This window comes from Kitasatospora sp. NPDC057940 (assembly GCF_042887425.1).
Lineage (GTDB): Bacteria > Actinomycetota > Actinomycetes > Streptomycetales > Streptomycetaceae > Kitasatospora.
This window is the reverse complement of sequence record NZ_JBHVPH010000003.1, coordinates 318,288-342,278: the sequence shown is the minus strand read 5'-3', so window position 1 is coordinate 342,278 and position 23,991 is coordinate 318,288. Positions and strand designations below refer to the sequence as shown.

Here is a 23,991-nt window from a genome sequence, read left to right as displayed (position 1 = left end):
GAGCTCGATCTTGGCCTGTGGGCGGACAGCATCTCGGCTCGGGAGGTCGGCTTCTGCCTAGTTGTATTCGAACCAGGTCAGGATGGCCTTCACCCGGCGGTTGTCCTCGCCGGAGGGCATGCCGAGTTTCAGGAAGACGTTCCCCACGTGTTTGGCCACGGCGGCGCCCGAGAGGAACAGCTCTGCCGCGATCTCCGCGTTGGAGCGGCCTTCGGCCATGAGGGCGAGCACCTCCTGTTCGCGGGCCGTGAGCCGGGCGAGCGGGCCCCGCGGCGGGTCGGCGCGGGTGACGTGGCGAACCACCTCGGGGTCGATCACCACCCCGCCGCCGGAGACCGTCTCGACGGCCCGCAGGAAGTCCGCCACTCTGCCCACCTTCTCCTTGAGCAGGTAGCCGACCGCCCCGTCGGCGCCCGGGCCGTTCAGGAGTTCGCGCACGTACGGGCCCGTGACGTAGGCGGAGAGGACCAGTACCGGCAGGTCCCGGTGCCGCGACCGAATGTCGATCGCGGCCCGGAGTCCGTCGTCGGTGTTCCCGGGCGGCATGCGAACATCCGTGATCACCAGGTCGGGGGCGGCTCCGGCGGCGGCGAGGTCGTCGACAGCGGCGACCAGTTCGTCGGCGTCCTCGCATTCGCGGATCACGTCGTGGGCACTGGAAACCAGGATCTCCCGGATTCCGGCGCGTATCAGCAGACTGTCGTCCGCCAGGATGATTCTCACAATCGATTTCCCATCGCTTTTCCCTGTCGAATTCCGTCACCACGGGGGTTGGGCCGGGGCGGATGCCACGACCTCCGTTCCGCCGCCCGGCGGGCTGGTGATTTCGAGGTTCCCACCGACGCTTCGCATCCGCTCACGCAGCCCGGAGAGCCCGGATCCGGTGCTGATCCGCGCGCCGCCGGCGCCGTCGTCGCCCACCCGGACGCGGACGCCGCTCTCGGTGCACCGCATCTCGATCCGGGCGCTCCCGACGCCCGCGTGCTTGGCGATGTTCGTCAGGGCCTCGGAGACCGTGAAGTACACGGCCGTGGCGATCGGCGAGGAGAGCCAGGCGTCCGTACCGGTGCTGGTCAGTTCGACCTGCAACGGTGATCTGGCCACCAGCTCCCGGACGGCGGCGACGAGACCGAGATCGCTCAGTTCGCTGGGGTGGATGTCGCGCACCGTCTCCCTCAGCCGTTCGAGCGCGCGCTCCGCCTGGGTCTGGGCCTGGCGGGCCAACTGGACGATCCGTTCCTGGTCGGTGGCCGTCGCCGCGGCTTCCAGGATTCCCAGGCGCATGACGAGGGCGACGAGTTCCTGCTGGGCGCCGTCGTGCAGGTCACGCTCGATGCGCCGGCGCTCGTTCTCGAAGGCCGCCGTCAGCGAGGCCCGGCTGGCGCGGAGTTCCTCCAGTTTCGCGAGCAGGTCGGGGTTCCGGCTCCCCGAGAAGGCCCGCAGGAGCAGGTCGCGGAGCAGCGAGATGCCGGCCAGCGCACCCACGGTGACCGCACCGAGGGCGATTCCCGCGGGCACCGCCACGAGGGTTTCCCACAGGGCGGCCGGGGTGAACGGGCCGACTTTCGCGGCGATGCCGAAACCCCAGAGGACGGGGGAGAGAACCAGCGCCAGGGCGCCGAAGAATCCGAAGAAGCCCACCAGCAGTGAGAGCGCGGACAGGAGCGCGGCGGTGACGAACACGGGGAGGTCGGTCCTCCACACCGACCGTGCCCGCAGCCGACCGGCCACCCACTGCGGCCAGCTGCGGTCGGCGGGTCGCAGCGGCATCGTCCGGACTCCGCACCACTGCGCCCTGGAGCGGTCCAGTTCGGCCACCACCGGAACCGAGACCGGCGCAGCGAGAACGGAAATCAGGAGAATCGGAAAGGCGGCCGCTGCGACGAATTCGGTCAGCAGCCTCCGGGCAACACGAATCTGCGCCATGATCAACATTTTCGCACAGTTCGGATCGGTCGGGCGGTAGATCCAAGTCTACCTCCCATAGCAGTGCAGGAACCCGTGCACTCCACTGCCCGGCCCTGCTTTCCTTGATTCATGCCATTTTCCACTACCGCTCCGGTGCCGTGCATTCGTTTGCGCGGCCTTCGGACGGAATTCCCCATTCCCGGCCGCCGGGGCGAGACGACGCGCGTCCTGCACGACATCGACCTGGAGATTCCCGAAGGCCGGCTGACCGCCGTCGTCGGCCCCTCCGGTTCGGGCAAGTCGACGCTCCTGCTCTGCACGGCCGGGCTGGAGCGGGCGACCGCGGGGTCCGTCGAGATCCTCGGGACGGACGTCCGCTCACTCAGCCCCCGCAAGCAGGCCGCGTTCCGCAGCGAGAACATCGGCTTCGTCTTCCAGGAGTACAACCTCGTCAGCTCGCTGACGGTCGAGGACAACATCGCCCTGCCGGCGCGGCTCGCCGGCCGCCGGGTGCCCAGGGCGCGGGTCGAGGACGCCATGGCGCGGCTCGGCATCGCCAGGCACGCGCGGCGACGCCCCGACCGCCTCTCCGGTGGCGAGCGCCAGCGCGTCGCGGTGGCCCGGGTGGTGGCGAACCAGCCGCGGATCGTCTTCGCCGACGAGCCGACGGGTGCGCTCGACATCAAGTCGGGTCATGTGGTGCTCGACTGGCTGCAGGCGCTTCCCGCGCAGGGGAGCACGGTGCTCATGGTCACCCACGACCCCCATGCGGCCGCGCGGGCCGATCAGGTCGTGGTGATGGGGTCCGGGCGGGTACACACGGTCATCCCCGGTGGCGACTCCCGCGCGGTGGGCGACGCCGTCCTCGCGGCGCAGTCGGCGGACGAAGCGGGCGGGGAGGAGTCGTGATCCGGCTCGTGCTGTCGGACATCCGCCTACAGGCGTCGATGTGGTGGTGGACGCTCCTGTGCGCCACGGTCGGCGCGGCGTGCTCGGCGGGCTCGGCCATCGCGATGTTCACCGCCGTCTCGGCGGCGCGGGCGGCGGGTGACGCACGGATGGTCTCCGCGTCGATCGCCCTCGGCGGCAACATCGTCTTCTTCACCGTGCTCGCCGCCGTGGGCGTCGTCGCCTCCGCGGTCGGTCTGACGCTGACGACCCAGCGGCGCGAGCACGCCCTGTGGGTGATCCTCGGGATCCCGCGCCACCGGGTCAGGTTCATCCTGCGGACGGAGCTGGTGGTGCTGGGCGCGGTGGCCGGCGCGCTGGCCGCACCGCTCGCCCTGCTGGTCGCGGGTGTCGCCCTCGCGCAGTGGAAGGGGACGGGTCTCGACCTGCACGGGGCCTCGGTCGGGTTCCGGTTCTGGTACGTCGGCGTGAGCGTGCTGTTCGGACTGGTTCCGTGCCTGCTCGGGGGTTGGGGCGTCACCCGGCGGGCCGCCAGGACACCGGAGATGCACGCCTTCCGGGACTTCTCCGAACCCCCGGCGCGGCCGGGCGTGGCCCGCGGCGGCCTCGCCCTGTGCCTGCTCGCCGGAGTGGTCGGGATGTGGGTCCCCGGCCTGGGCCTCGAACTCAAGGGCGGGCTCGCCCAGCGGACGGCCTTCGCGTTCGCCGGGAACCTCTTCCTCGTCTGCCTGCTGCTGCTGATGGGCCCCTGGGTGCTCACCCCGCTGATGAAGCTCTGGACGGCGCTGGTGCCCTCGCGCGGCGTCGCCTGGCACCTGGCCGTGCAGTCGTGCCGGGCCCGCGCGACGAGGAGCGTCACCACGGTGCTGCCCTTCGCGCTCTCCCTGTCGTTCGTCGGCCTCTTCATGGTGATGGGGAAGGCCATGCCCGGAGGCAGCGCCGGGCTGGACAACATCCTGGTCGTGCTGGGCTGGGTCTTCGTCGTGTCCTGGGTCGGGGGCCTCGCCGTGATCGCCCTCGTCGGGCGGGAGCGCGTCCGTGACTCCGCCGTCGTGACGGTGGCCGGTGCGCGGCCGGGCGTGGTCACCCGGTCGATGGTCTACGAGGGGGCGATCTACGCGGGGACGGCGATCGTCTTCGGCGCGCTGTTCGTCGCCGTGTCGAGTCTCACCATCGCCCTGGGAGCCCGGATCGACGTCGTCCGGGTCCTGGCGGGCCTCCCCTGGGCCACGCTCGGGGCGCTCGCCGCCGGGACGCTGGTCACCACCTGCCTCGCGCTGGTCCTTCAGGCGGCCCGGGTGTCGCGCACCGTCGCGGTCCGGGCGCTGCGCTCGTGAACCGGGGCGCGGGAATCCACACCACCATGTTCGTCGACGAAGGAAGAATTCGATGAAACCGACCACGCGCACGCTTCTCGCCTTCGGCGCAGCCTCGCTCCTCGGCCTCGCCGCCACGGCGTGCACCACAAACGGCGCATCGGCCGACGCGACCGTGGATTCGAAGTCCTTCGACTTCGCCGGTGGCAGCCTGACCGTCAACTCCGGTTCCGCCGACCTCGCACTGGTGGCCGCCGACATCGACGGCGTTCAGGTGGAACGACGGGTCAGCGGCAGGAAGGTCGGCGGGGAGGTGGGGTCCGGCTGGCAGCTCGAAGGGGGCACGCTCACACTCTCGGTGGACTGCACGGGGATCTCGGTGGGCTGCAGCGCGAAGTACACCGTGAAGGTGCCGCGCGCCGTCGCCGTCACCGCCGAGAGCGGCAAGGGGCGCATCGAGGCCACCGGCTTCACCGCGGACTTCTCGGCCAGGACCGCCGGCGGCGACGTCCGGTTGTCGGACCTCCACGGAGCCGAGCTGGCCCTGGAAGGCGGCGACGGAAGCATCAAGGGCGACGGGATCTCCGCCCGGTCCGTCAGCGTCACGTCGCGGAACGGCAACGTCGACCTGGGGCTGGCCGCCGTGCCCGACCTGGTCGACGTGCAGAGCAGGGACGGCAACGTCGAACTGGGCCTGCCGGAATCGAAGTACGCGGTCCGCACGGCCGCGAAGAAGGGCGACGTCACCGTGAACGTCGCGAAGGACGACGCGAGCGGCCATGCCGTGGCCGTCCGGACCCGCAACGGCAGCATCGCCATCGGCAAGGGCGGGACACCCTAGCCGCCGCGCAGCAACCAGGCCGGAAGCGTTCGATCGAGCGCGAAAGTCGAACAGGAAAGAACGAATGTCAAGCAACTCCCTCTCCGGAATCAGGACACCTCGGGTACGGCGGCGTACCGCCCTGGCGCTCGCCGCTTCGATGACGGCTGCCGTGGCGATGACGGCGTGCTCCCACAACTCCACGGACAACTCGGCCTCTCCGGCACCGGGTGCGACACGGGTGAGCGCCGACCTGCAGAAGCTCATGAGTGCCGCGCCGTGGTCGTCGGGCCAGTGGGGGCTGCAGGTCGCCGATCTGCAGACGGGGAAGGTCGTCCAATCCCAGGGCGCCGACTCTCAGTTCATGACCGGTTCGACGGCCAAGACCTTCGCGGTCAGTGCCGCGCTCGATGTCCTGGGTGACGACCATCGCTTCCGTACGCCCGTGGTGCATTCGGGTACGGTCTCCGCGGACGGGCGGCTCTCCGGCGATCTCATCCTGGTCGGGAGCGGCGATCTGGCACTCGGTGGGCGGACCACCGCGTCAGGCGGACTGGACGTCCCCGACTTCGACCACTACGACGCCAACGCCGTACCCGGCATGGCGACCATCACCGAAGAGGATCCGCTGGCGGGTGTCAACGAGCTGGCCCGACAGGTCGCGGCCAGTGGAGTCCGCCATGTCGACGGCGACGTGGTGATCGACAACCGACTCTGGGACCCGGTGTCGATCGGCGGGGTGCCGATCACTCCGACCATCGTCAACGACAACCTGATCGACGTGCTCATCACGCCGGGCGCACCCGGCGAGCCGGCCAAGGTCGACTGGCGCCCGAAGACGGCCGCCTTCGGCGTCGACGCGCAGGTGACGACCACACCCGCCGGAACCAAGCCGGCGGTGACGACCGACAGCGTGAGCCCTGGTCATATCCGGGTCCGAGGCTCCGTGCCCGCGGACGCGAAGGCTCCCTTCATGACGACCTACCAGGTCCCCGACCCGGCGGCGTTCGCCCGCACCGTCCTCATCGAGGCACTCGCCAGAAACGGCGTCAGCGTATCCGCCCCCTCGCTGGGAGCGAACCCCGACAGCAAGCTTCCCCCGTCGGCGGAAGTGAGCTCGCTGCCCGTATCGGCGACCTACACCTCTCCGCCCTTCAAGGAGTACGCAAAGCTGATCAACAAGGTCAGCCACAATCTCGGGGCGAACCTTCTGCCGCCGCTGATGGCGGCACACAACGGGCAACGAACCTATGCGGACGGCATGAAGATCGAGAAGGAGTTCCTCGCCCACGCGGGTGTGGATCCGAATTCAGTGAGCCTCGTCGATGCCCAGGGCCTCCCCGGCGACAAGGCGACGCCGGCTGCCCAGGTGGCGCTGCTGCGGCACCTGGCACGACAGGACGACTTCGACGTCTTCTACGACTCCATGCCGAGCATGGGCGTCGACGGTTCGCTCGCCGACGTCATCGAGCGCACCGATCCCGCCGCAGGACACATCCGTGCGAAGACCGGCACCCTGGTCAGCTCCTACCAGGGCAAGCTGGCCCTCGGCACGAAGGCGCTCGCAGGCTACATCGATGCGAAGGACGGCCACCGCTACGCCTTCGCGATCTACGTGAACAACATTCCGGTGCCCAGTGACTCCGTGAGCGATGCCATCGACCTCGCGCTCAAGGCCAACAAGCAACTGGGAGCGATGGCCGCCACCATCTACAAGTCGCCCAAGGCGTGATGGGCAGCCCGAGCAGGTGACCGGTTCAGCAGCCGGAGATCGTCCGGGTGATGACGACAGGCTTCTCCTGCGAACGGGACCCCTGGTTCTTGATCATCTTGCTCGACGCAAGTGATCTACCAGAGGTCCCGTTCCTCGTCGTCAGGTACCGGCTAGTACTGGAAGAGCACTTCCGGGTTGTTCGGCGAGGGGCCGTCCAGCAGCGGACTGTGGATCCCCTTCAGCGTCCGGTCGAAGAACGCTGTCACGTACTCACGCGTGATCACGATTCCACGTTCGGGGTCGAGGGGCGGCGTCGGGAACCCGGCCTCCTCCTCGAGCAGGTCCACGTCGGTGAAGCTGGGGTGGTTGGCGCCGGTGACCGCCAGCCACTTCTTGTAGCCGCCGAGGGCGGCCCAGGCCTGCCCCCAGTTGTCGCCACCGCCGGCCGAGTGGTAGGCGGCCGCACCCAGCATGAGGAACGGCCGGTCGATCTGGCCGGGCATCGGGGCCGGGTTGAAGCTGCCGTCCATGTTCACCCCGGCCCGAACTCGCGGGTCGGTGATCATCGTGGCGGCGGCCGCCGCTCCGCCGATGGAGTGTCCGGCCATGCCGATCTCGTGCTTGTCGATGAGGTGTGCCAGGGGCCACGCGGTATTGCCATGCGTCAACCGGTCGATCACGAAGGACACGTCCAGCGCACGGCTGGCGGTGACGGCGTCGAAGTCGAGCGTCGCCGGGTCATCGCAGATCGCGCACGGCGGCGTCTGACCGTTCGCCAGCGTCTCGCCGCTGTCCTCGTAGGTGTGGCCGACGAGCGCGACGACGTAGCCGTGACTGGCCAGTTCGGTCGCGAGCGAGGTGAGCACCATGCGCGGGTCCCCGAACCCGGGTGAGAGGACCACCAGCGGATACTTGCCGCTCTGCGGCCGCGCGCCGTCGAAGGCGTGAGTGGTGACGCTGGAAAGGTTCTGCGGGGTGATGCCGGAGCTCGCCGGTATCTTCCCGTGCTGGATGTGTCCGGCTGCCTCGGCGAGGGTCATATAGGGGGCCGGAGTCCCGGTCCCGGGGACGGCCGGGTAGACCATCGTGACGGTCAGTTGGCGGGGGCCGGATGTCGGCACCCACGGGTCGGGACGGCTCGCGTCGGTGAGGTGGATGACGTCCTCGCCGGCGGCGTGGGGGCCGGTCGGCGCGGGGAGCGTGCCCTGGAGGGACCGCGGGGTCGCGGCGGCAGCTGTGGCGACGGTCGCGTGCACGGTGGACGGCGGGGTCGTGGCGGCCAGTCCGGTGCCGGTCGCGGCCACTGATGCAGCGAGACCCAGGATTGCGACGGCGCTGATACGGCGCTTGCGGTTCGGGGTGGTGTTCATGGGCACGATCCTGCCCGGCCCCGCCCTGACGCTCGATCATGCAGGTTTCCGTCTTGAGGGTGGTACTGGTTACACCCTGAGATCCCCGCGACGCGAGGCTCCCTTCACCGGCATCGTCGAGCGCCACCTTCGTCCCGCCCTACGACGAACACGACGCCAAGTCCTACCGCTGGACCTACGACGGGGTCGTCGAGCTCCATGCGGTGATGTTCACCGGCCGACGCTCCAGAAGAAGTTGATCAGCTCAGCTGTCCTCCCGAACGGTGTGGTAACCCAGCGTGCGGGCCAACGCGGCGACGGTGTCGAAGTTCGCGGTGGGCGAGAGCGCGGAGACCATTCGGCGATCGAGCGGGGTGTCCGCCAGCACGGCCGCCACCGCCTCCCGGTCGACGGACCGCTCGTGGTGCTCCTCGGCGTAGCCCACGAACGCCTCCGTACCGTCGGCGGCGGTGAGCAGGTCGAACAGCCAGTCGGCGCCGTCCGTCTCGCCGTCGGCGAACTCGACCGGCCCGCACCGCCAGCCGGTGCCGCGCGTCTCGCGCCAGGCGCACACGGTCGCGTCGAAGAAGCCCTCGAACTGGAACTCCGGCGCCTGCGCGTAGTGCGCGAGCGGGCCGGGCAGGCCGTCAAGCAGGCCGGGCCAGTGCGCGCGGTCCTCCTCCCGCCACGGAGTGGCGTCGCTCTCGTGGTCGAACCCGTAGAGGAACACCCCAGCCGGGTCGAAGACGATCGCGTACTGGTCACCGGAACCGTTGCCCATGCACGCCAGATCGACGCCCGGACGCCATTCGGCCACGTACGAGTGGTCGGGTTCGTAGGGGACGGAGACGATCGAGTCCAGCAGCGCCAGCGCCCGGCAGCGGGCGCGCAGCTCGTCGAGCCCGGGCAGGGCGGACAGCAGGTGGTGAACAGTCATGGCGCACACTCAACAGCACGCCACTGACACTCTCCGCCCGCCCGCCTGCACGACGTACGAGCCGGCTACGGCTTGCGGGCCAGTGCGCAGGAGATCAGCTGTTCCCACACCGTCAGGGCGGGCCCGGCCACGCCGTTCCCGGTGCCGTCGTCGCCCGGCGCCGGGTCCGGCCGCCACAGGGAGCAGGGGACCAGGCCCGGTTCGAGGAGTTCGAGGCCGTCGAACAGGCCGGTGATCTCCTCGTCGGTGCGCCAGCGGCCGCGGCCGAAGCTGGCCTGCAGCTTCTGCTCCATGAGCCGGGTCTCCTCGTTCCCGCCGGAGCGGAAGTGGGAGATGTAGACCTGACTGTCCGACGGCACCCGGTCCACCCACCAGCGCGCGAGCTCGGCGGGGCGTTCGGCATCGGTGAGGTGGTGCAGCACGGCGCTGAAGACGACGCCCACCGGCTCGTCGAAGTCGATCAACTCCTGTAGGCCGGGGTCGTGGTAGAGCTCCTCCGGCGCGCGCAGGTCAGCCCGGATCACGGTGGTGCGGTCGTCGGCCGCCAGCAGGGCCCGGCTGTGGGCGACCACGACCGGGTCGTGGTCGACGTAGACGACGCGCGCGTCCGCACGGTGCCGCTGGGCGACCTGGTGCACGTTGTCGGCGGTGGGCAGGCCACTGCCCATGTCGACGAACTGGGAGATGCCGACGCGGGCCATGGCCGCCACGGCGCGAACGAGGGCCCCGCGGTTGGCGAAGGCGATCGCCCGCGAACCGGGCAGGTCCCTGATGAAGAAGTCGCCGATCTCGCGGTCGACGGCGTGGTTGTCCCTGCCGCCGAGCAGGTAGTCGTAGACCCGGGCGATGTTCGGTTTCGACTGATCGTCCTCTGTGCTGCGATCGGTCACGGCAGCCGACTCCCCGTCCCTCGGACCAGTGCGGCCTCAAGCCTAGGGGTGTCCTCCCACCCCCGCCCGCGCGCCCGGGCGGGGGTGCCGGGCGTTCGTGCGTTTGGGGGGCACAGCGCGTGGCGTGTCCTGGAAGCGTCCTGACCGTGCGTCTTACCGGGGAGCGGCTGCTGGGACCGGCGGCCTCTGGACCGCCGCCCCCAGCAGAGGAGAGCACAGTGGCGCAGAGCAGGGCAGCCCTCGATCTCATCCCTTCGTGGAGCCGCGTTCCGAGGGTTGACGTCGTCCCGGCCCGGGATCCGTCGGCGGTGAGAGATCCGGAGGCGGTGGGGCTGCCGGTGGTCCAGGGGGCGGTGGCGGTGCCGGAGTGGATCGGGATCGGGCCGGGGGCCGTGGAAGCGGCCGGGATGACGGGGCGGCGGGCAAGGTGCTGCTGGTGCCCCGGGAGGACGGGCCGGACGTCGTGCTCTACGGGACGGGGCCGGAGGGTGCGGCAGGTCCGGATGTGCTGAGGGACGCCGGGGCGGCCGTGGCGCTCGCGGTGCCGGGCCGTTCGCGGCTGGCCGTCGTGGTGCCGTCCGGGGCGGGTGCGACGACGGCGGAGGCGGCGCAGGCGTTGGTGGAGGGGGTGCTGCTGGCCCGTTACGGCTTCGATCCGCTCAAGCGCGAGCCGTCCGGCACGGCGCTGGAGGTTGTCACGGTAGTGGCGGACTCGGATCCGGGTTCGGACTCGGATTCGGGTTCGGACTCGCGCGAGGCCGTCGAGCGGGGCGTCGAGCGCGGGGTGTCTGCGGACGGCCCCCGGACCAGGCCCGCGGGGTCGACGAAGCGCACTGTCGTCCGGGCCCGGAGGCCGGCGGCGCAGTCGGCCAGCAGCCTGCGGGCGATCGGGCGCACGGCGGTGACGTGGGAGAGGTCGACCGTGACCAGCGGCCGGGGCTGATCGCGGGCCAGCCGGCGGACGCGGTGGACGATCTCCTCGGCGGCCGCGAAACCGAGGTCGCCCAACAGCTCCAAGTGGTGCGCGCCGTGGTCGGTGCGCACCGCCTGGAGCGGTGAGCGCGCGCGCTCGGTGCGCCGCAGGACGTGCAGGCCCAGTTCGGCGGACAGCTCCCGCAGGACGGCGCTCGCGCGGACGCTGTTGCCCCGAGGGTCCAGCGGGGGGCTGAACACGCCGACGCCGAACTGGCCGGGGCTCACGGCGCAGACCCCTCCGCCGACGCCGCTCTTGGCCGGCAGGCCCACCCGCAGCATCCATTCGCCGCTGTGGTCGTACATGCCGCAGGTGGCCATGACCGACAGCGTCGCGCTCGCCGCGTCGGCGTCCACGACGCTGCGCCCGGTCACCGGGTTGCGCCCGCCGTTGGCCAGCGTGGCGCCCATGACGGCCAGGTCGACGGCGGTGACCTCGATCGCGCACTGGCGGAAGTACACGTCGCAGGCCTGCTGGGCCGGGCGCTCCAGCACGCCCTGGGAGAGCGTGAGGTAGGCCAGCGCCCGGTTGCGGTCCCCGGTGGCGGCCTCGGACCGGTAGACGTCCTCGTCGACCGTCAGCCGACGGCCGGCGAAGCCCGACAGGGTGTCGCGGATCCGTTCGAACGCGGCCTCGCGGTCGCCGCCGATCAGCGCGGTCGTCACGATCGCCCCGGCGTTGATCAGCGGGTTCGCCGGGCGCCCGGTGCCCGCCTCCAGGCTGATCGCGTTGAACGGCTCCCCGCTCGGCTCGAACCCGACCCTCCTGGCCACCTCCGCCAGGCCCAGCTCCGACAGTGCCAGCGAGTACACGAAGGGCTTCGAGACCGACTGGATCGTGAAGGCGGCCGACGCGTCACCGGCCTGGTAGGCGTGGCCCTGGACGCTGACCATGGCGAGGCCGAAGGCGTGCGGGTCGGCGCGGGCGAGTTCGGGGATGTAGCGGGCGACGTCACCGGCGGTGTCGGCGCGGTGCCGTTCGACGAGTTCGGCGAGCACCGCCGTCACGGGCTCCATCACCGCACCACGGCGGCGCGGCGCGCAGGCCCGGTCGGGCCCTGCCCCCGTGCGGGCGCCGTCGGGCGGAGGGGGTTCACGGGGTGAGGAGGCGTTGCTTGGCCGCCGTGAACTCGTCGTCGGTCAGCATCCCGCTCTGCCGCAGTTCGACGAGGCGTTCGAGCTGGGCGAGTGTCTGGTCGTTCGATCCGGAGTTCGGCGCGGCCTGAGGCGCGGGTGCGGGAGCGGGTGCGGGGGCGGGCGGCGGTGGTGCCGGGGCCGCCTGCGCGGCGGCCTGCTGGTGCCGGGCGGCGACCCGGCTCGACACGGACGTGGCGGTCCCGGCGATGACGGCGGTGCGGGCGGCGGTGCCGATGAGCCCCGGGCGTCCGCTGCGCGACAGACGGCGGCCGATCATGACAGCCTCCTTCTAGAGTCCGATCGCGGCGAGGTCGGCCGCCACCACGGTGTGCGGCACGTGCTCGCGCGTGACCAGGATCCCGTCCGCGTCGTCGAGTGCCCGCAGCAGCGGCGCGGCCCAGCGGTGCTCCCAGACGATGATCGCCGCCGAGCACCCCGCCGGGATCTCGTCGCAGACGCTGGCCAGGTCCTCGTCGCTCAGCAGGCCCATGATCTCGCCGTCCAGCTCGGCGAACCCGGCGGCTTCGTCGCTGTCCAGGGCATCGAGTTCGAGGACGCGGACCGTGCCCTGCTCGTCCCTCTTGATGAAGGTGAGGTCGAGGATGCGGATGATCCCCTCGGAGGTCAGGCGCCTGAGCTCCGGCAGGATCGCCCCCCGGAACCGGTTGCCCGGGAAGGCCATGACGGCGTACTCGACCGGTCCGACGTCCATGGCGTCACGCCCCTTCCGCATCGCGTCCCGCCCGTACCCTCATCCTCCGCCGCCCCGAGCGCCGTCGCGACCGCGCGGACGGCTCACCCGTACTGATGACGTTCTGAGGGCGAACCGTTGACGGGTGGAACCGGATCGCCGGGGCCGCACCGCCGCCCCCGGCGTTCCGCCGTACCACCGGGACCTGCGGAATGCCGCCGCGGGCGGGTGGGCGCGGGCGGCCCGCCGGGGCGTGGGCGAGGGGCGGGAACGGGCGCCCGGCCGCAACGGGGAGCGGTACCGTCGGGCGGGTGACCCGACCGGCCGAAGAACCCTGCGACCGGACCCGCCGCGCACCCGCCGCGGCCGTGTGAGGAGGAGTCCCGTGTCATCGCCTTGTGACCCCCGATACGCCGCCGTCGGCGATGTGAGCACCGCGCTCATGATGATCGACTCCCGGCTCAAGGCCGTCTACGACGGCAGGACCGGGACGGACCCCGAACAGCAGCGGCTGGTCGACGAGTTCGCCGCATCCGTGGGCCCCGAAGAGTTCAACGCGCTGCTGGACGGCGCGTGCACGCTCATCTACCTGTTCATGAACTGGCTGCGGTCGGCCTGCGAGGAGCACGACAAGGACGTCATCGAGCACGTGGTGCCCACCCTCGTGGCCACCATGCGGATGATGCCCAGGACCTTCCGCCCCGAGGTCATCCCCACCATGGCCGGCCTGGTGATCGCCGCGGGCAGCGGACTGAGCCCCAACCTGTGGCGCGCGCAGTACGGGCCCTGGACGGACGCCGAGATGAACCCCCTGGAAGCCACGGCCACCCTGCTCGCGGAGCACGTCAACCGGGTGTCCGGCGACGACCACGACTTCGCCACCCGCCTGATCACCGACGCCCTGTCCAAGCTGGACCAGGACTGAGGCGCGGCCGGAACGCGGTGGCGCGTCGGACAGCCCGGGAGCAGTCCGACGCGCCCGCGTTCCCTCGACCGCGGGGTCGGGGGCCGGTCAGCCGGTGATCGCGGAGGGCCGCCGTCGCGGTGTCACGACTGCTCGCCCGCCCGCAGTTCGGTGGCGATCTGGCGCCGGCCGGCGACCAGCGTCTCCAGCACCACCCCGAGGCCGACCAGCAGGGCCAGGCCCGCGGTGGGCAGCAGCACCGGCATCAGCGTGGGGGTGACGACCTCCCCGACCCTGGCACCGACCAGGGTCGAGATGTCGAACGCGCCGCCCAGCAGGGCGACCGCCGCCACCGCGACCAGCCCGCCGCCGACGGCGGCCGCCAGGGTCTGGGGCAGCGCCTCGGCGACGATCAGTGCCAGCCCCTGGCGGGGCCGCAGGCCCATGGTGCGCAGCCGGGCGAGCACGGCCGTGCGGTCGGGTGCGGCCCGGAACAGCGTCAGCAGCACGGCGAGCAGGGCGAACCCGGCGCCGGCGGCACCCGAGTACCAGAACAGCCGCCCGGCGGCGTGCTGCAGCGGGTCGTTGCCGAGCTCGGCCGTGGTCTCCCGGCTGCTGTGCACCGTGTACCCCGCGGGCAGGCCGCCGACGGCCTTGCCGACGGCCGCGGCGTCGTCCGCGATCATCTTGGCCAGGCCGGTCGGCTCGACCCCGCCGTTGTTCCGCAGCGCCGCCCTGACCCCGTCGGGGTCGACCTCGCCAACGGCGAACCACTTGTTCACCCGCTTGGCGTCGGGCAGTCGCTCCCAGGCGGGGCCGGCGGGAACGACGACGAACGGCTTGCCCGGGTCCGGCAGGGCGGGGGTGGCGCCGACCGTCCCGGTGACGGCGAGGCGCAGGTCGTTGCCGTTGGGCGTGCGCACCTGGGACGCCCCTGCGGTCAGGCGCTCGGCCAGGTCGCGGCTGACCAGCGCGGGCACCGGGGTGTCCCGGCCGCCGGGCGCCCCGGCCAGCTTCGCCGGATCGAACTCGCCGGCCCCGAGGGTCCGGGCGATCTCGGCGTACGCCGCCGGATCGGTCACCATCACCAGGTAGGCCTCAGTGAAGCGCTGATCGGCGCCGGCGATGCGGGCGCTGGGCTCGACCCAGGCCGCGGTCGAGGCCCGCACGCCCGGCAGGGCGTCGGCGGTCTGGGTGAACGACTCGGACAGGGTGGCGTAGCCCGGGAGGGAGACGCCGATGTCCCCGCCCGTGGCGATGCGGGCGGCGCGGGTCCGCGAGTGATCGACGGTGTCGAGCACGGTGGCGCCGAAGCCGGTCGTGGTGACGGCGATGACCAGGGCGAGCAGCGGCAGGGCGGAGGGCCGGCGGCGGCCCGAGTTGTCGCGGGCGGCGCGGGCCAGACCGAGGAAGCCGATCAGGCCGCGACCCCGGCCGACGAGGGCGGCCAGCCAGCCGACCACCACCGGCTCGACCCGGGCCAGCAGCAGCCCGCCGGTGACGGCGAGCAGGAGCGGGGCGGCCACCAGCAGTGGGTCCAGCCCGGAGCCGGTGCCGACGCCCCGGTGCCGGACCTCGGCCACGGCCGCGGCGGTGACCGCGAGGACGGCGAGTTCGCCGACCAGGCGGCGCCGGCCGCCGGCCGCCCGCCGGCGTGCCCACAGCAGGGCCGCGCGGGCCGGGAAGGCCAGCAGTGCGATCAGGGCCGCGACGAGGGCCGCCAGCACCGAGCGGTCCCACCGGGGGGTGGGCAGCAGTACCAGGGCGAGGGCCGTCGCGAGTACGGCGGCGGGCAGGACGGTGACGGCACCCTCGCCGATCAGCCGTCGCAGCACCCCGCCACGGGAGCCGCCGCGGGCTTGGAGCAGCCTGATCTCGGCGGCGCGCCGGTCGGTGGTGAGGGCGGCGGCCAGGAACAGCACCACGATGGCGACGCCCGCGACGGCGGCCGGGCCGATCGTGCTGAGCGGCAGCGAGGCCTGGTAGCGGTCGTCCGCCCGGCTGAGGATCTCGGGAAGGCCCGAGGAGGTGTGCAGGTCGGTACGGCGGGTCGCGTCGGCCAGGGCGGTGGCGTCGCGCCCGGTCTGGAAGGAGCTGAGGATGCCGCGGGTGCGGTCGAGCCGGTCGGCGTGCAGCGAGGCGGCGTCGACGGGCAGCCGCCAGAAGTTCTCGGCGTTCGAACCCCAGCGGGCCAGCGCGGGCAGGCTGTCGCCGTCGACGAATCCGCTGGTCATCCAGTGCTCGTGCTCGGGTTCGGCCCTCAGACAGGCGCGGGCCGGGCAGCCGAGCTCCTCCCAGAACGGGTCCTGGGGGTCGTTGATCCGGTACAGGCCGACCACCACGGTGGTCCGCTTGGCGCCCGAACCCTCGGTGCCGTTGTCGATGACGTCACCGAGCTTGATGTGGATGCTCTCGGCGGCCTTCTTGCTGATCACGATCGGCAGCGGAGCGCCGGCGGCGGCGGGGGTCGGCCAGGTGCCGTCGGTGAGGGTGGCCCGGGCGGCCAGGTCGTGCAGGTAGAGCAGGCCGAGGACCGGGTCGGTCCTCCTTTCCGCGAACCGGTCGTACTCCGGGTTGCCCATGCCGCGGTCGCCCAGGGCGCGGGCGCCGTAGGCCTGGCCGGGCTGGGCCAGCGTCAGCTGTCGGCCGACCAGCTCGGTGAGCTGTTGCTGCACCCGGTCGAGTTCGGCGGCCTTGTCGTCGTCCCGGGTCTTGGACGTGGTCTGCAGGCTGGTCTGGTGGAAGCCCTTCTGAGCGACGAAGTCCTGGAGCGCCGTGTCCGCTCCCCGGTCCGCGACGCGGGGGAAGGCCGCCGCGAGGAAGACGGCGACGAACGCCAGGGCCGCCATGAGCAGCGCGGCCAGCGGATTCGCCCGCAGCCTGGTGCGGACCCAGCGCGCGGGGCGGTGGGGTGTCCCGGGAGGGGGCCCGGGGACGGGCGCGGTGGTGGGCACGGTGGTGCCGGTCTGGGGGGTCACATCTCCTCCACGTGGCGCGGCCGGGTGGCCACGTCCCGACGGCGGCGTCCGATGAGGAAGGCCGACAGCGGCGGGGCGGCAGCCGCCAGCGGCAGTCGCCCGCGCGGTCGGCGCACGACGAAGCCGAGCATCAAGGTTCTCCCCCCGGTCGCATCCCGGCCCACCCGTTGATCCGGTCCAGGCACATCTCGGCCGTGGACGGACACCCGTGGGCGCACCGGCGCAGTGATCACCGACATTCGGTCGCCGGATAGCGGACGATGCTGTCAGATTCGCTCCGGGAACGGAAGGGATTCGGGCGAATCAAGTAAGCAAGGGGCAAATGCCATGCACACTTCACAATTCTGGTATTGCCGCACTCCTCTGACCAGGGGAAATTCCTTGTCCGAATCTTCTGACCGGGACCGTGAACCCGCGAGCCGCCGCATCCGTTGGCCAGGGCCACCACCGGCCCGGTGGTGGCCCTGGCCGAACCCGTTTCGGATGAGGTTCGATAACGATGTTCCGTCGCATTGTCCGAGAAATTCGGGGTTTCAGCCGGAAAGCGCGGTCATTCGAGATCGCCGGCCATCACCGGCGGGCAGGGCCTATAAGACGAGGGGATCCGGGTCCTTCGCCGCCGGATGGTCCTCCGAGGCCGTGGTGCTCAGCGCGCGGGCCTCGCGGTCGAGGGCCAGGTGGAGGCCGACGGCCAGCATGGGGATCGCGGCCAGCACGAACGCCCACTGTATGTCCCAGCCGACCAGCAGGCCCATGGCTGCGATGGAGAGCGGCTCCAGCGTGGCCCGGGGCAGTTCCATCACGCTGCTGACCCGGCCCAGCACGTCCGTCGGGGTCCTGGTCTGGATGAACGTCGGCAGCGCGACGTCGCTGGAGTACGCGACGCCGATCCCCAGCAGGGTGAGCACCACCGCCGCGCTCCACACGCTGGGAAGGAAGCCCAGCAGCACGAAGGCGGTCCCCTCGCAGAGCGTCATCCCGATGATGAGCAGCCCCCAGCGGCGCGGCAGCCCGGTGAAGACCGCGCCGATGGTGCCGATCAGCTGCCCCAGCCCCCAGGCGGACAGCAGGACGCCCAGCGCGAGCGAGCCCTGGGGGAAGGTCTTGGCCAGCGCGGGCAGGCCCACGCTGAAGAGGCCGCTGTAGCTGAGGGCGGCCGCGCCGATCAGCAGGAGGACGGTGCGGATCTCCCTGCTGCGTCCGGCGTAGCGGAGCCCTTCGACGATCTCCCGGCGGATCGCCGTGAACGACTTGGCGCCCTCGTCGGCCTCGCCCGCCTGGTCGGAGGCCTGGTCGCCCGCCTGGTCGGCCGGTTGTCTGCGGGGTGCGCCGAAGACCGTCAGGGCGGCGAAGAAGAAGGTGAAGGCGTTGAGCAGGATGGTGGTCGACGTCCCCACCGCGGTCACCAGGGCGCCGCCCAGGATCGGCCCCAGCAGCCGGGCCCCCTGCTCTCCGAAGCCGACGAGCGCGTTGCCCCGGGCGAGGTGCTCGGGCGGCAGGAGGGAGGGGATGATGCTGCCGGCGGCGGGCCAGAAGAACGCCTCGGCGATGCCGGTGAGCGCGCCGAGGGCGTAGAGGTGCCACGTGCTCACGTGGTCCGTCAGGGCGATCAGCCCCAGGGTGGCGACGGCGAGCCCCCTGAGCGTGTGGGAGCAGAACATGACGGCGCGCGGGGACAGCCGGTCGGTGACCGCACCGCCCACCAGCATCAGCACGCCCCGGGGGACGGCCTGGACGAGCAGGATCGTGGCCAGCGTGGTCGTCGATCCGGTCTCGTTCAGGATCAGCCAGATGAAGGCGACCTCGAAGCTGTAGTCCCCCACCAGGGAGACGGTCTCGCCCAGCCACACCCGCCGGAAGGGCCGGTGTTTCAGTGGCTGTCGCACCTTGTCGAGCATCGACTACCTCTCTGCTGTTCCACTTTTCCACGATGAAGGACTGGGGGACACTGCGGGGCACCTGCTCTTCGACGCCCTCGGCGGGGCGTGCGCGGCCGGTCTGTGGTGGGGAACGTTCTCTTCACTGGGGTGCGAACTCCAGGTGGAATCTGTCATGGACGGACGTGATGAGCCGCAGCAGCTCGTCATGGGTCGCGACGGCGCCCCGGACGAACGCCAGGCGCTGTGCGGGGTGGCGCCAGTCGACGGGCTGCCCCGGGGCCGTCGCCACGTCGACCTCGCCGACACCGGGCAGGGCCCGGACGGCGTCGGCGCCGTCGATCGCCCGGACGGTGCCGACGGTGCGCGGCGGCACGATGAAGTACTCGAAGGTCACCGCCGCCGGCCGGGGGGCCGTGACGGGCCCGACGTCGTGCTCCAGGGCCAACGCGAAGGCGAGGGCGAGCAGATCGATGCCCAGCGCCCGGTCCAGCAGGCCCACCGCGCGCCCGCCGACGCGGCCGTTGACCTCGATGACGCGGGGGCCGTCCGGGGTGAGCTTCACCTCCGTGTGGGTCACCCCGGTCGTCACGCCGAGCGCCCGGACCGCGGCCGCCGCGAGCTCGGCGACGTCCTTCTCCACGGCGGGCGTGAGGGTGGCGGGCAGGAACAGCCCGGTCTCCCGCAGCGGGTCCGCCAGGGCGAACTTGCCGGTGACGCAGAGGGTCGTGACCTCCGCGCGCTGCACGACGGCCTCGACGGAGACGTAGTCCCCCCAGTCCGGTCCGGCCACCGCAGGGTCCCCGGGCAGGTACTTCTCCACGACGAAGTCACGCGGGCCGCCGCCCGGGCCCGCCGGCCCGTCACCGGGCCCGGGGGCGAGGCCGACGTCGGCCAGGGCGCGCCGCTGCTGCTCCGCGTCCGCCAGCCGTACGGTGTCCTGGCTGCCCGCCCCGGTACGGGGTTTGAGCACCACGGGGTAGCCCAGGCGGGCCACGGCGGCGTCGACCTCGGCGGCGGAACGCACCACGACGCTCGGGGTGTGGTCGACCCCCGCCGCCGCGAACGCCGCGCGCTGGTCGGCCTTGTCGGTGAGCAGCCGGACGGTGTCCGGCCGGTGGTAGGGCAGGCCGAGGGCTTCGGCCAGCCGCGCGGTGCCGGCGAGGCAGTACTCGCTGAAGGTGACGATGCCCACCGGGCCGTGCTCGCGCAGCAGTTCGGCGGCGGCGGTGTCGTGTCCGCTGATCTCGCAGACCCGGGCCCGCCGGCGCATCCCCGCGAGCAGCGGCGCCACGCCCGGGACGGCCGGGTCGCAGACGAAGACCACGTCGCACAGGCCGCGGGCGGCGCCGAGGATCTCGGCCGGCCCCGCCGACCCCCTGCCGTAGACGACGGCGACCGTGGGAAGCGTGCCGGTCACGGGGACCCCGCCGCGCCGGCCGGGCCCGCGGGGGCCGTCGCGGCCGGGGCCGCCTCGCGCCGGGCGGACTTCGGGGTCATGTCGACCCACTCCTCCTCGATCCTGCGCAGGCAGTCCTCGCGCGACGCGGGCTCGCCCACCGTCCGCCACCCCTGGGGGACGTCGTGGTAGGTGGGCCAGATCGAGTACTGCTCCTCGTGGTTGACGACGATGCGGTACTGGTCCTCGGTCACGGCGCGTCGTTCTCCTTTGCCTTCGGGGCGAGCTCGGGCAGGCCGTGACGTTCCACAGCGGTCGTGTACAACTCGCGCAGGAGCGGGTCGCGTACGCGGCCCCGTTCGTAGTGGGCGCGGAAGTTCTGATCGTAAATCCTGAACCAGGCGCGGTGCTTGTACAAGAAGAGCACATCGTGGGGCGCCATCCGGCGGATGGCGAACAGGCCGACGGGGGCCACGGAGACGGGGAAGAGCGGGTTGCGCACGGCCCGTTCGTCGCAGTGGGGGTGGAACTGACCGACCATCAGGCCATGGGCGACCGCGTTGTTCTTCAGGTCTTCGTACGCCTCGTCGAGGACCTTCCAGCCCTCCGGCCCGGTGGCCGGGAGCACCACGATGCGGCAGTCGAGGGAGGCCCCGGTGTGCGTGCGGCTGCGCTCGGTGCCGAGGGCGAACGTGGACATCTCCGCCTCCAGGGCCTCGCGCAGCTGCCGCTCGTCCTTCCCGGTGATGTCGTAGCGGAAGCTGAACTGGGCGTCCTTGCCGCTGAGGGCGGGCGGGATGAAGGGGCAGACCGGCCCGGTGCGGCCGATCTCGTCGTGGGGCCGGCTGATGTACTGGCGCAGCCAGGTGTGGACCTGGGCGAAGTCCCGGGCGTGCCGGGCGGGTGACTGGGGTTCGATCACCCGGATCCACAGGCCGTCCATTCTGGCCAGATCATTGTCCTGATCCTGCATCACCTGCGTCATGCGACGGCCTCCTGGGCTCGGTCGCCGGGGGGTGCCGGGGTGGTGCTCGGGGCGGTCAGCCGGCACAGGTCGGCGTACGTGGGAGCGGCGTAGAGCTGGGCGAAGTCGAGGGTCGGTCCGAGCTGGGTGCGCACCTGTTCGACCAGGCGCATCAGGCCCAGGGAGGTGCCGCCGTCGGCGAAGAAGTCGGAGTCGGGCAGCGGGCGGTGGCCCGTCTGGGACTCCCAGGCCGCGGCGAGTGCGGGGTGGCCCGGGGCGGCGGTGTCGTGCGTCCGGGCGGCGGTGTCGTGCGCGTTGTGCGTCCGGGCGGCCGTGTCGTCCGTGTCGTCCGCGAGGCGGGCGAGGGCGGCGCGGTCCACCTTGCCGGTGGGCCCCAGCGGAAGGGCGTCGACCGCGATGATCCGCTCGGCCACCAGATGGCGCGGTGCCCGCTGCCACGCGCCCCGGCGCACCGCGTCGGTGTCGACGGACGCGGGAGTGAGGAAGGCGGTCAGGACGGCGCCGTCGGGACCGGTGCCGGCGAGGACCACGGCGTCGTCGACGGCGGGGTCGGCGGCGAGGACCGCCGCCGCCTCCGCCGGATCGGTGCGGAAGCCCCTGACCTTCACCTCGTCGTCGGCGCGCCCGAGGAAGTCCAGGGCGCCGTCGGGAAGGTGCCGTACGCGGTCACCGGTGCGGTACATGCGGGCACCGGGCCGGGCGGAGAAGGGGTCGGCGACGAACCGCGCGGCGGTCGCGGCCGGGTCGTGCAGGTAGCCGCGGGCGAGCCGGGGGCCGCCGAGGTAGAGCTCGCCCACCGCGCCCGGGGCGACGGGCCGCAGCCGTTCGTCGAGGACGTGGCACGTCGTTCCCGCGATGGCGGCGCCGATCGGGAACGCGGCGGAGTGCTCGCGGTCCCACGCGGCGGCGTCCCCCAGCGTGCTGAAGGTGGTGTTCTCGGTCGGGCCGTAGCCGTTGACCAGCCGGGTGGCGGGGTGGGCGGCGGTGAAGGAGCGCGCGGTGCCGGCCGGGACGGTGTCACCGCCGGTGACGAGGGTGCGCAGGGTGCCCAGCGCCGGGCCGTGGTGGGTGGCCATGAGGCGGAACAGCGGGGCCGTCAGCCAGGCCGTGGTGATCTGCGGCCGGGCCAGCAGGGCGGCCAGTTCGTGGAGGGCGAGGGGGTGGCGGTCCGCGGCCGTGATCCGGGCCCCGGCCAGCAGCGGGGACCAGATCTCGAACGTGGACGCGTCGAAGGCGAGGGTGGAGTGCAGGAGCACGCCGTCGCCGGGGCCCAGCCGCAGGGACTCCGCCCCGAGCGCCAGCCCGGTGACCCCCCGGTGGGTGACGCCCACGGCCTTGGGGGCTCCCGTGGTGCCGGAGGTGAACATGACGTAGGCCAGGTCGTCGGGGCCGGCCGGCGCGGACGGCACCGCCGTGGTGGTCCGCTCCGCGAGGAGGGAGGCGATGTCGTGCACGGGGATGCCCAGGTCCGCCGCCAGAGGGCGGTCGGCGTGCAGGGCCAGGGCCGCCCGGGTCGTGTCGGCCATCAGCCGGACGCGGTCCGCCGGGTACCGGGGGTCCACCGGGACGTAGCAGCCGCCCGCCATCAGGACGGCCAGCATGGCGAGGACGGTCCGGTGGTCGCCGTGCCCGACGATCAGCACGGCGGTACCGGAGTCGACGCCCTTCGCCCGGAGCGACGCCGCCGCGGTGCGGGCCCGCGTCAGGAGCTCCCCGTAGCGGATCTCGCCGTACCGGTCGGCCAACGCCACGCGCTCGGGGAACGCCTCGGCGACGGCGGTGAAGCACTGCTCGATCCGGGCGTGCGGCGCGGTCGTCATCGTGCCCCCGTGGGGTGCTTGCGGGCGGTGCCGAGACCGATGGCCGTGGTGCCGGTGTCGCTGTCGGTGTCGGAGCCGGGGTGCGGGGTGAACACGGCGCGCGGGCTGGGGTCCGGGGTCAGGGCGATGGCCGGCCGGAGTCCGGTCGCGGCCCGGTCGCCCAGCAGGGTGAACCGGCCGTGCGCGAGGATCGTGGCGGTGGCGAGCTGCGCCTCCAGCAGCGAGAACTGCCGCCCCAGGCACTGGTGGGGGCCCGCCCCGAAGGGGAAGTACTGCTGGACGGGCGGGCGCCGGCCCAGGAAGCGGTCCGGACGGAACTCCTCGGGTGCCTCCCACAGGGCCGGGGCGCGGTGGATGGCGTAGGTGCTGGCCAGGACGAGGTCGCCGGGCTCCAGCCGGACGCCGGCCGCTTCGACGGGGGTGTCGATGCGGCGGAAGAGCGCCCACGCGGGCGGGTGCAGCCGCAGGGATTCCTCGACCACCGCCAGGGTGTACGGCAAGGTCCCCTGGGGGATCGACGGCGCGGCGCGCAGGGCGCCGAGGTCGGTGGAGCGGACCTCGTCGAGGGTGCGGGCCAGGGCCGGGGGCGAGCCGGCCAGGTTGTGGAAGGTCCAGGTGAGCAGGGTGCCCATGGTCTCCACGCCGGCCACGAAGATCGACATCAGTTCCTCGCGCAGCACGTCCTCGGGACGCTCGCCGGGCGTGTCCCCCCGCTGGTGCAGGGCGGCGACGAGCGACGGCAGGACCCCTTCGGCCGCGGCCGGCACCTGGGCCGCCCGGTGCGCGATGAACTCCTCCAGCACCGCCCTGTCCCGGGCGAACGCCTCGCCGTCCGCGTCGGTGACGGTCTCCGGGGCGAACAGCCGCCGGTCCAGGTAGTGGACGGCCGTGTCCACCGTCGAGGCCAGGGACGCCAGTTCGGCGCCGGTCAGCTCCGGGTCCACGAGCCGGAGGATGATCTCGATGCTCAGCTGCTGGAGGGTGTGTCCGAGGTCGAACTCGCGGCCCGCCGCGGGCAGCAGCCGACGGCGCACGAAGTCCTCCGCGCTCTCCAGCACCAGGGTGTGCAGCTCCGCCACGGCCCGGGCCGAGAACATCGGGCGCAGCAGGGCGCGGCGGTGGCGCCACTGCTCCCCGGAGGCGACCACGAACAGTCCGCTGCCCACCAGTTCGCGCAGCAGCCCGCGGTGGTTGCGGGTGCCGTGGGCGAGGGCCGCGGCGGCGACGGCGGGCTCCGCCGCGACGATCAGCCGGGTGCCGTCGTCCAGCGGGACGGCGCTGACCGTCCCCTCGTCGCGCAGCCGCGTCATCAGCCCCAGGGGGTCGCTGCCGAGCTGCTGGTCGAACTCCTCGTAGCCGACCGAACTCACGGTGATGCTCGCCAT

General features: G+C 72.5%; 21 protein-coding genes and 1 pseudogene. 6 read left to right on the top strand and 16 right to left on the bottom strand.

The features are described from left to right. Positions 1-57: 57 nt before the first annotated feature. Together ACFVTF_RS07385 and ACFVTF_RS07380 are read right to left on the bottom strand one after the other, a co-directional pair. Complete coding sequence (locus ACFVTF_RS07385; RefSeq protein WP_387810766.1) at positions 58-726, bottom strand: response regulator; 669 nt, start codon at positions 724-726, stop codon at positions 58-60. Positions 727-759: 33 nt separating this feature from the next. Further along, complete coding sequence (locus tag ACFVTF_RS07380; RefSeq protein ID WP_387810331.1) at positions 760-1,770, bottom strand: sensor histidine kinase; 1,011 nt, start codon at positions 1,768-1,770, stop codon at positions 760-762. Between the two features lie 267 nt (positions 1,771-2,037). Between ACFVTF_RS07380 and ACFVTF_RS07375 the strand changes: the two genes are divergently transcribed. The 4 genes from ACFVTF_RS07375 to dacB all read left to right on the top strand — a co-directional run bounded on the left by ACFVTF_RS07375 (position 2,038) and on the right by dacB (position 6,685). Continuing rightward, entirely contained in the window at positions 2,038-2,817 is a 780-nt protein-coding gene (locus tag ACFVTF_RS07375) for an ABC transporter ATP-binding protein (RefSeq protein WP_387810328.1), read from the top strand. Then, positions 2,814-4,154, top strand: coding sequence for an FtsX-like permease family protein (locus ACFVTF_RS07370; protein ID WP_387810325.1), 1,341 nt, complete (start codon positions 2,814-2,816; stop codon positions 4,152-4,154). The genes ACFVTF_RS07375 and ACFVTF_RS07370 overlap by 4 nt, the downstream gene beginning before the upstream one ends. Before the next feature lie 52 nt (positions 4,155-4,206). Next, positions 4,207-4,974, top strand: coding sequence for a DUF4097 family beta strand repeat-containing protein (locus tag ACFVTF_RS07365; protein ID WP_387810322.1), 768 nt, complete (start codon positions 4,207-4,209; stop codon positions 4,972-4,974). A gap of 220 nt (positions 4,975-5,194) precedes the next feature. Beyond that, the gene (gene dacB / locus ACFVTF_RS07360) at positions 5,195-6,685 is read left to right on the top strand and encodes a D-alanyl-D-alanine carboxypeptidase/D-alanyl-D-alanine-endopeptidase (RefSeq protein ID WP_387810319.1); all 1,491 of its coding nucleotides are present in this window, start codon (positions 5,195-5,197) and stop codon (positions 6,683-6,685) included. A gap of 152 nt (positions 6,686-6,837) precedes the next feature. On the opposite strand, the gene ACFVTF_RS07355 is transcribed toward dacB, so the two are convergent. The 3 genes from ACFVTF_RS07355 to ACFVTF_RS07345 all read right to left on the bottom strand — a co-directional run bounded on the left by ACFVTF_RS07355 (position 6,838) and on the right by ACFVTF_RS07345 (position 9,843). Continuing rightward, complete coding sequence (locus ACFVTF_RS07355) at positions 6,838-8,037, bottom strand: alpha/beta hydrolase family protein (protein ID WP_387810316.1); 1,200 nt, start codon at positions 8,035-8,037, stop codon at positions 6,838-6,840. 244 nt (positions 8,038-8,281) lie between these two features. Beyond that, a complete protein-coding gene (locus ACFVTF_RS07350; protein ID WP_387810313.1) occupies positions 8,282-8,953 on the bottom strand; it encodes a hypothetical protein in 672 nt (223 codons plus the stop codon). Between the two features lie 65 nt (positions 8,954-9,018). Further along, on the bottom strand, positions 9,019-9,843 hold the full coding sequence (locus ACFVTF_RS07345; protein WP_387810310.1) for an SAM-dependent methyltransferase: 825 nt from the start codon (positions 9,841-9,843) through the stop codon (positions 9,019-9,021). A 367-nt stretch (positions 9,844-10,210) separates the two neighbouring features. Here ACFVTF_RS07345 and ACFVTF_RS07340 point away from each other — a divergent pair. After that, positions 10,211-10,453, top strand: a pseudogene (locus tag ACFVTF_RS07340) (hypothetical protein); the annotation flags it as partial. Positions 10,454-10,485: 32 nt separating this feature from the next. On the opposite strand, the gene glsA reads toward ACFVTF_RS07340, so the two are convergent. The 3 genes from glsA to ACFVTF_RS07325 form a co-directional block, all read right to left on the bottom strand. Then, positions 10,486-11,832, bottom strand: coding sequence for a glutaminase A (gene glsA, locus ACFVTF_RS07335; RefSeq protein WP_387810307.1), 1,347 nt, complete (start codon positions 11,830-11,832; stop codon positions 10,486-10,488). Positions 11,833-11,908: 76 nt separating this feature from the next. Further along, on the bottom strand, positions 11,909-12,229 hold the full coding sequence (locus ACFVTF_RS07330; protein ID WP_387810304.1) for an SHOCT domain-containing protein: 321 nt from the start codon (positions 12,227-12,229) through the stop codon (positions 11,909-11,911). Positions 12,230-12,241: 12 nt separating this feature from the next. Next, positions 12,242-12,664, bottom strand: a complete 423-nt coding sequence (locus ACFVTF_RS07325) for a DUF6325 family protein (protein WP_387810301.1) — start codon at positions 12,662-12,664, stop codon at positions 12,242-12,244. A gap of 364 nt (positions 12,665-13,028) precedes the next feature. Between ACFVTF_RS07325 and ACFVTF_RS07320 the strand changes: the two genes are divergently transcribed. Then, positions 13,029-13,568 (top strand): hypothetical protein, encoded by a 540-nt coding sequence (locus ACFVTF_RS07320; protein ID WP_363619742.1) that lies wholly within the window; start codon positions 13,029-13,031, stop codon positions 13,566-13,568. Between the two features lie 122 nt (positions 13,569-13,690). Here the strand turns inward: ACFVTF_RS07320 and ACFVTF_RS07315 are convergent, their stop codons facing one another. The 8 genes from ACFVTF_RS07315 to ACFVTF_RS07280 all read right to left on the bottom strand — a co-directional run bounded on the left by ACFVTF_RS07315 (position 13,691) and on the right by ACFVTF_RS07280 (position 23,991). Beyond that, a complete protein-coding gene (locus tag ACFVTF_RS07315; protein WP_387810298.1) occupies positions 13,691-16,525 on the bottom strand; it encodes a hypothetical protein in 2,835 nt (944 codons plus the stop codon). Then, positions 16,522-16,656 carry a hypothetical protein gene (locus ACFVTF_RS07310; protein ID WP_331744114.1) on the bottom strand — a complete coding sequence of 45 codons (135 nt, stop codon included), beginning with the start codon at positions 16,654-16,656 and terminating at the stop codon, positions 16,522-16,524. The genes ACFVTF_RS07315 and ACFVTF_RS07310 overlap by 4 nt, the downstream gene beginning before the upstream one ends. 456 nt (positions 16,657-17,112) lie before the next feature. Then, positions 17,113-18,411 (bottom strand): MFS transporter, encoded by a 1,299-nt coding sequence (locus ACFVTF_RS07305; RefSeq protein ID WP_371523101.1) that lies wholly within the window; start codon positions 18,409-18,411, stop codon positions 17,113-17,115. Between the two features lie 133 nt (positions 18,412-18,544). Further along, positions 18,545-19,822, bottom strand: a complete 1,278-nt coding sequence (locus tag ACFVTF_RS07300; RefSeq protein ID WP_387810295.1) for an ATP-grasp domain-containing protein — start codon at positions 19,820-19,822, stop codon at positions 18,545-18,547. Further along, positions 19,819-20,055 (bottom strand): MbtH family NRPS accessory protein, encoded by a 237-nt coding sequence (locus tag ACFVTF_RS07295; protein ID WP_331744107.1) that lies wholly within the window; start codon positions 20,053-20,055, stop codon positions 19,819-19,821. The genes ACFVTF_RS07300 and ACFVTF_RS07295 overlap by 4 nt, the downstream gene beginning before the upstream one ends. Further along, a complete protein-coding gene (locus tag ACFVTF_RS07290; RefSeq protein WP_387810291.1) occupies positions 20,052-20,786 on the bottom strand; it encodes a DUF6875 domain-containing protein in 735 nt (244 codons plus the stop codon). Before ACFVTF_RS07290 ends, ACFVTF_RS07295 begins: the two co-directional genes overlap by 4 nt. Next, complete coding sequence (locus tag ACFVTF_RS07285) at positions 20,783-22,606, bottom strand: non-ribosomal peptide synthetase (RefSeq protein ID WP_387810288.1); 1,824 nt, start codon at positions 22,604-22,606, stop codon at positions 20,783-20,785. Before ACFVTF_RS07285 ends, ACFVTF_RS07290 begins: the two co-directional genes overlap by 4 nt. Then, the gene (locus tag ACFVTF_RS07280; protein WP_387810285.1) at positions 22,603-23,991 is read right to left on the bottom strand and encodes a cytochrome P450; all 1,389 of its coding nucleotides are present in this window, start codon (positions 23,989-23,991) and stop codon (positions 22,603-22,605) included. The genes ACFVTF_RS07285 and ACFVTF_RS07280 overlap by 4 nt, the downstream gene beginning before the upstream one ends.

Excerpts from the sequence above, each read along its gene's own strand:
- ACFVTF_RS07380 (WP_387810331.1), bottom strand. The coding sequence starts at position 1,770 with ATGCCGCTGCGACCCGCCGACCGCAGCTGGCCGCAGTGGGTGGCCGGT.
- ACFVTF_RS07375 (WP_387810328.1), top strand. The coding sequence starts at position 2,038 with ATGCCATTTTCCACTACCGCTCCGGTGCCGTGCATTCGTTTGCGCGGC.
- ACFVTF_RS07365 (WP_387810322.1), top strand. The coding sequence starts at position 4,207 with ATGAAACCGACCACGCGCACGCTTCTCGCCTTCGGCGCAGCCTCGCTC.
- ACFVTF_RS07355 (WP_387810316.1), bottom strand. The coding sequence starts at position 8,037 with ATGAACACCACCCCGAACCGCAAGCGCCGTATCAGCGCCGTCGCAATC.
- ACFVTF_RS07350 (WP_387810313.1), bottom strand. The coding sequence starts at position 8,953 with ATGACTGTTCACCACCTGCTGTCCGCCCTGCCCGGGCTCGACGAGCTG.
- glsA (WP_387810307.1), bottom strand. The coding sequence starts at position 11,832 with ATGGAGCCCGTGACGGCGGTGCTCGCCGAACTCGTCGAACGGCACCGC.
- ACFVTF_RS07330 (WP_387810304.1), bottom strand. The coding sequence starts at position 12,229 with ATGATCGGCCGCCGTCTGTCGCGCAGCGGACGCCCGGGGCTCATCGGC.
- ACFVTF_RS07325 (WP_387810301.1), bottom strand. The coding sequence starts at position 12,664 with ATGGACGTCGGACCGGTCGAGTACGCCGTCATGGCCTTCCCGGGCAAC.
- ACFVTF_RS07310 (WP_331744114.1), bottom strand. The coding sequence starts at position 16,656 with ATGCTCGGCTTCGTCGTGCGCCGACCGCGCGGGCGACTGCCGCTGGCG.
- ACFVTF_RS07290 (WP_387810291.1), bottom strand. The coding sequence starts at position 20,786 with ATGACGCAGGTGATGCAGGATCAGGACAATGATCTGGCCAGAATGGAC.
- ACFVTF_RS07285 (WP_387810288.1), bottom strand. The coding sequence starts at position 22,606 with ATGACGACCGCGCCGCACGCCCGGATCGAGCAGTGCTTCACCGCCGTC.
- ACFVTF_RS07280 (WP_387810285.1), bottom strand. The coding sequence starts at position 23,991 with ATGGCGAGCATCACCGTGAGTTCGGTCGGCTACGAGGAGTTCGACCAG.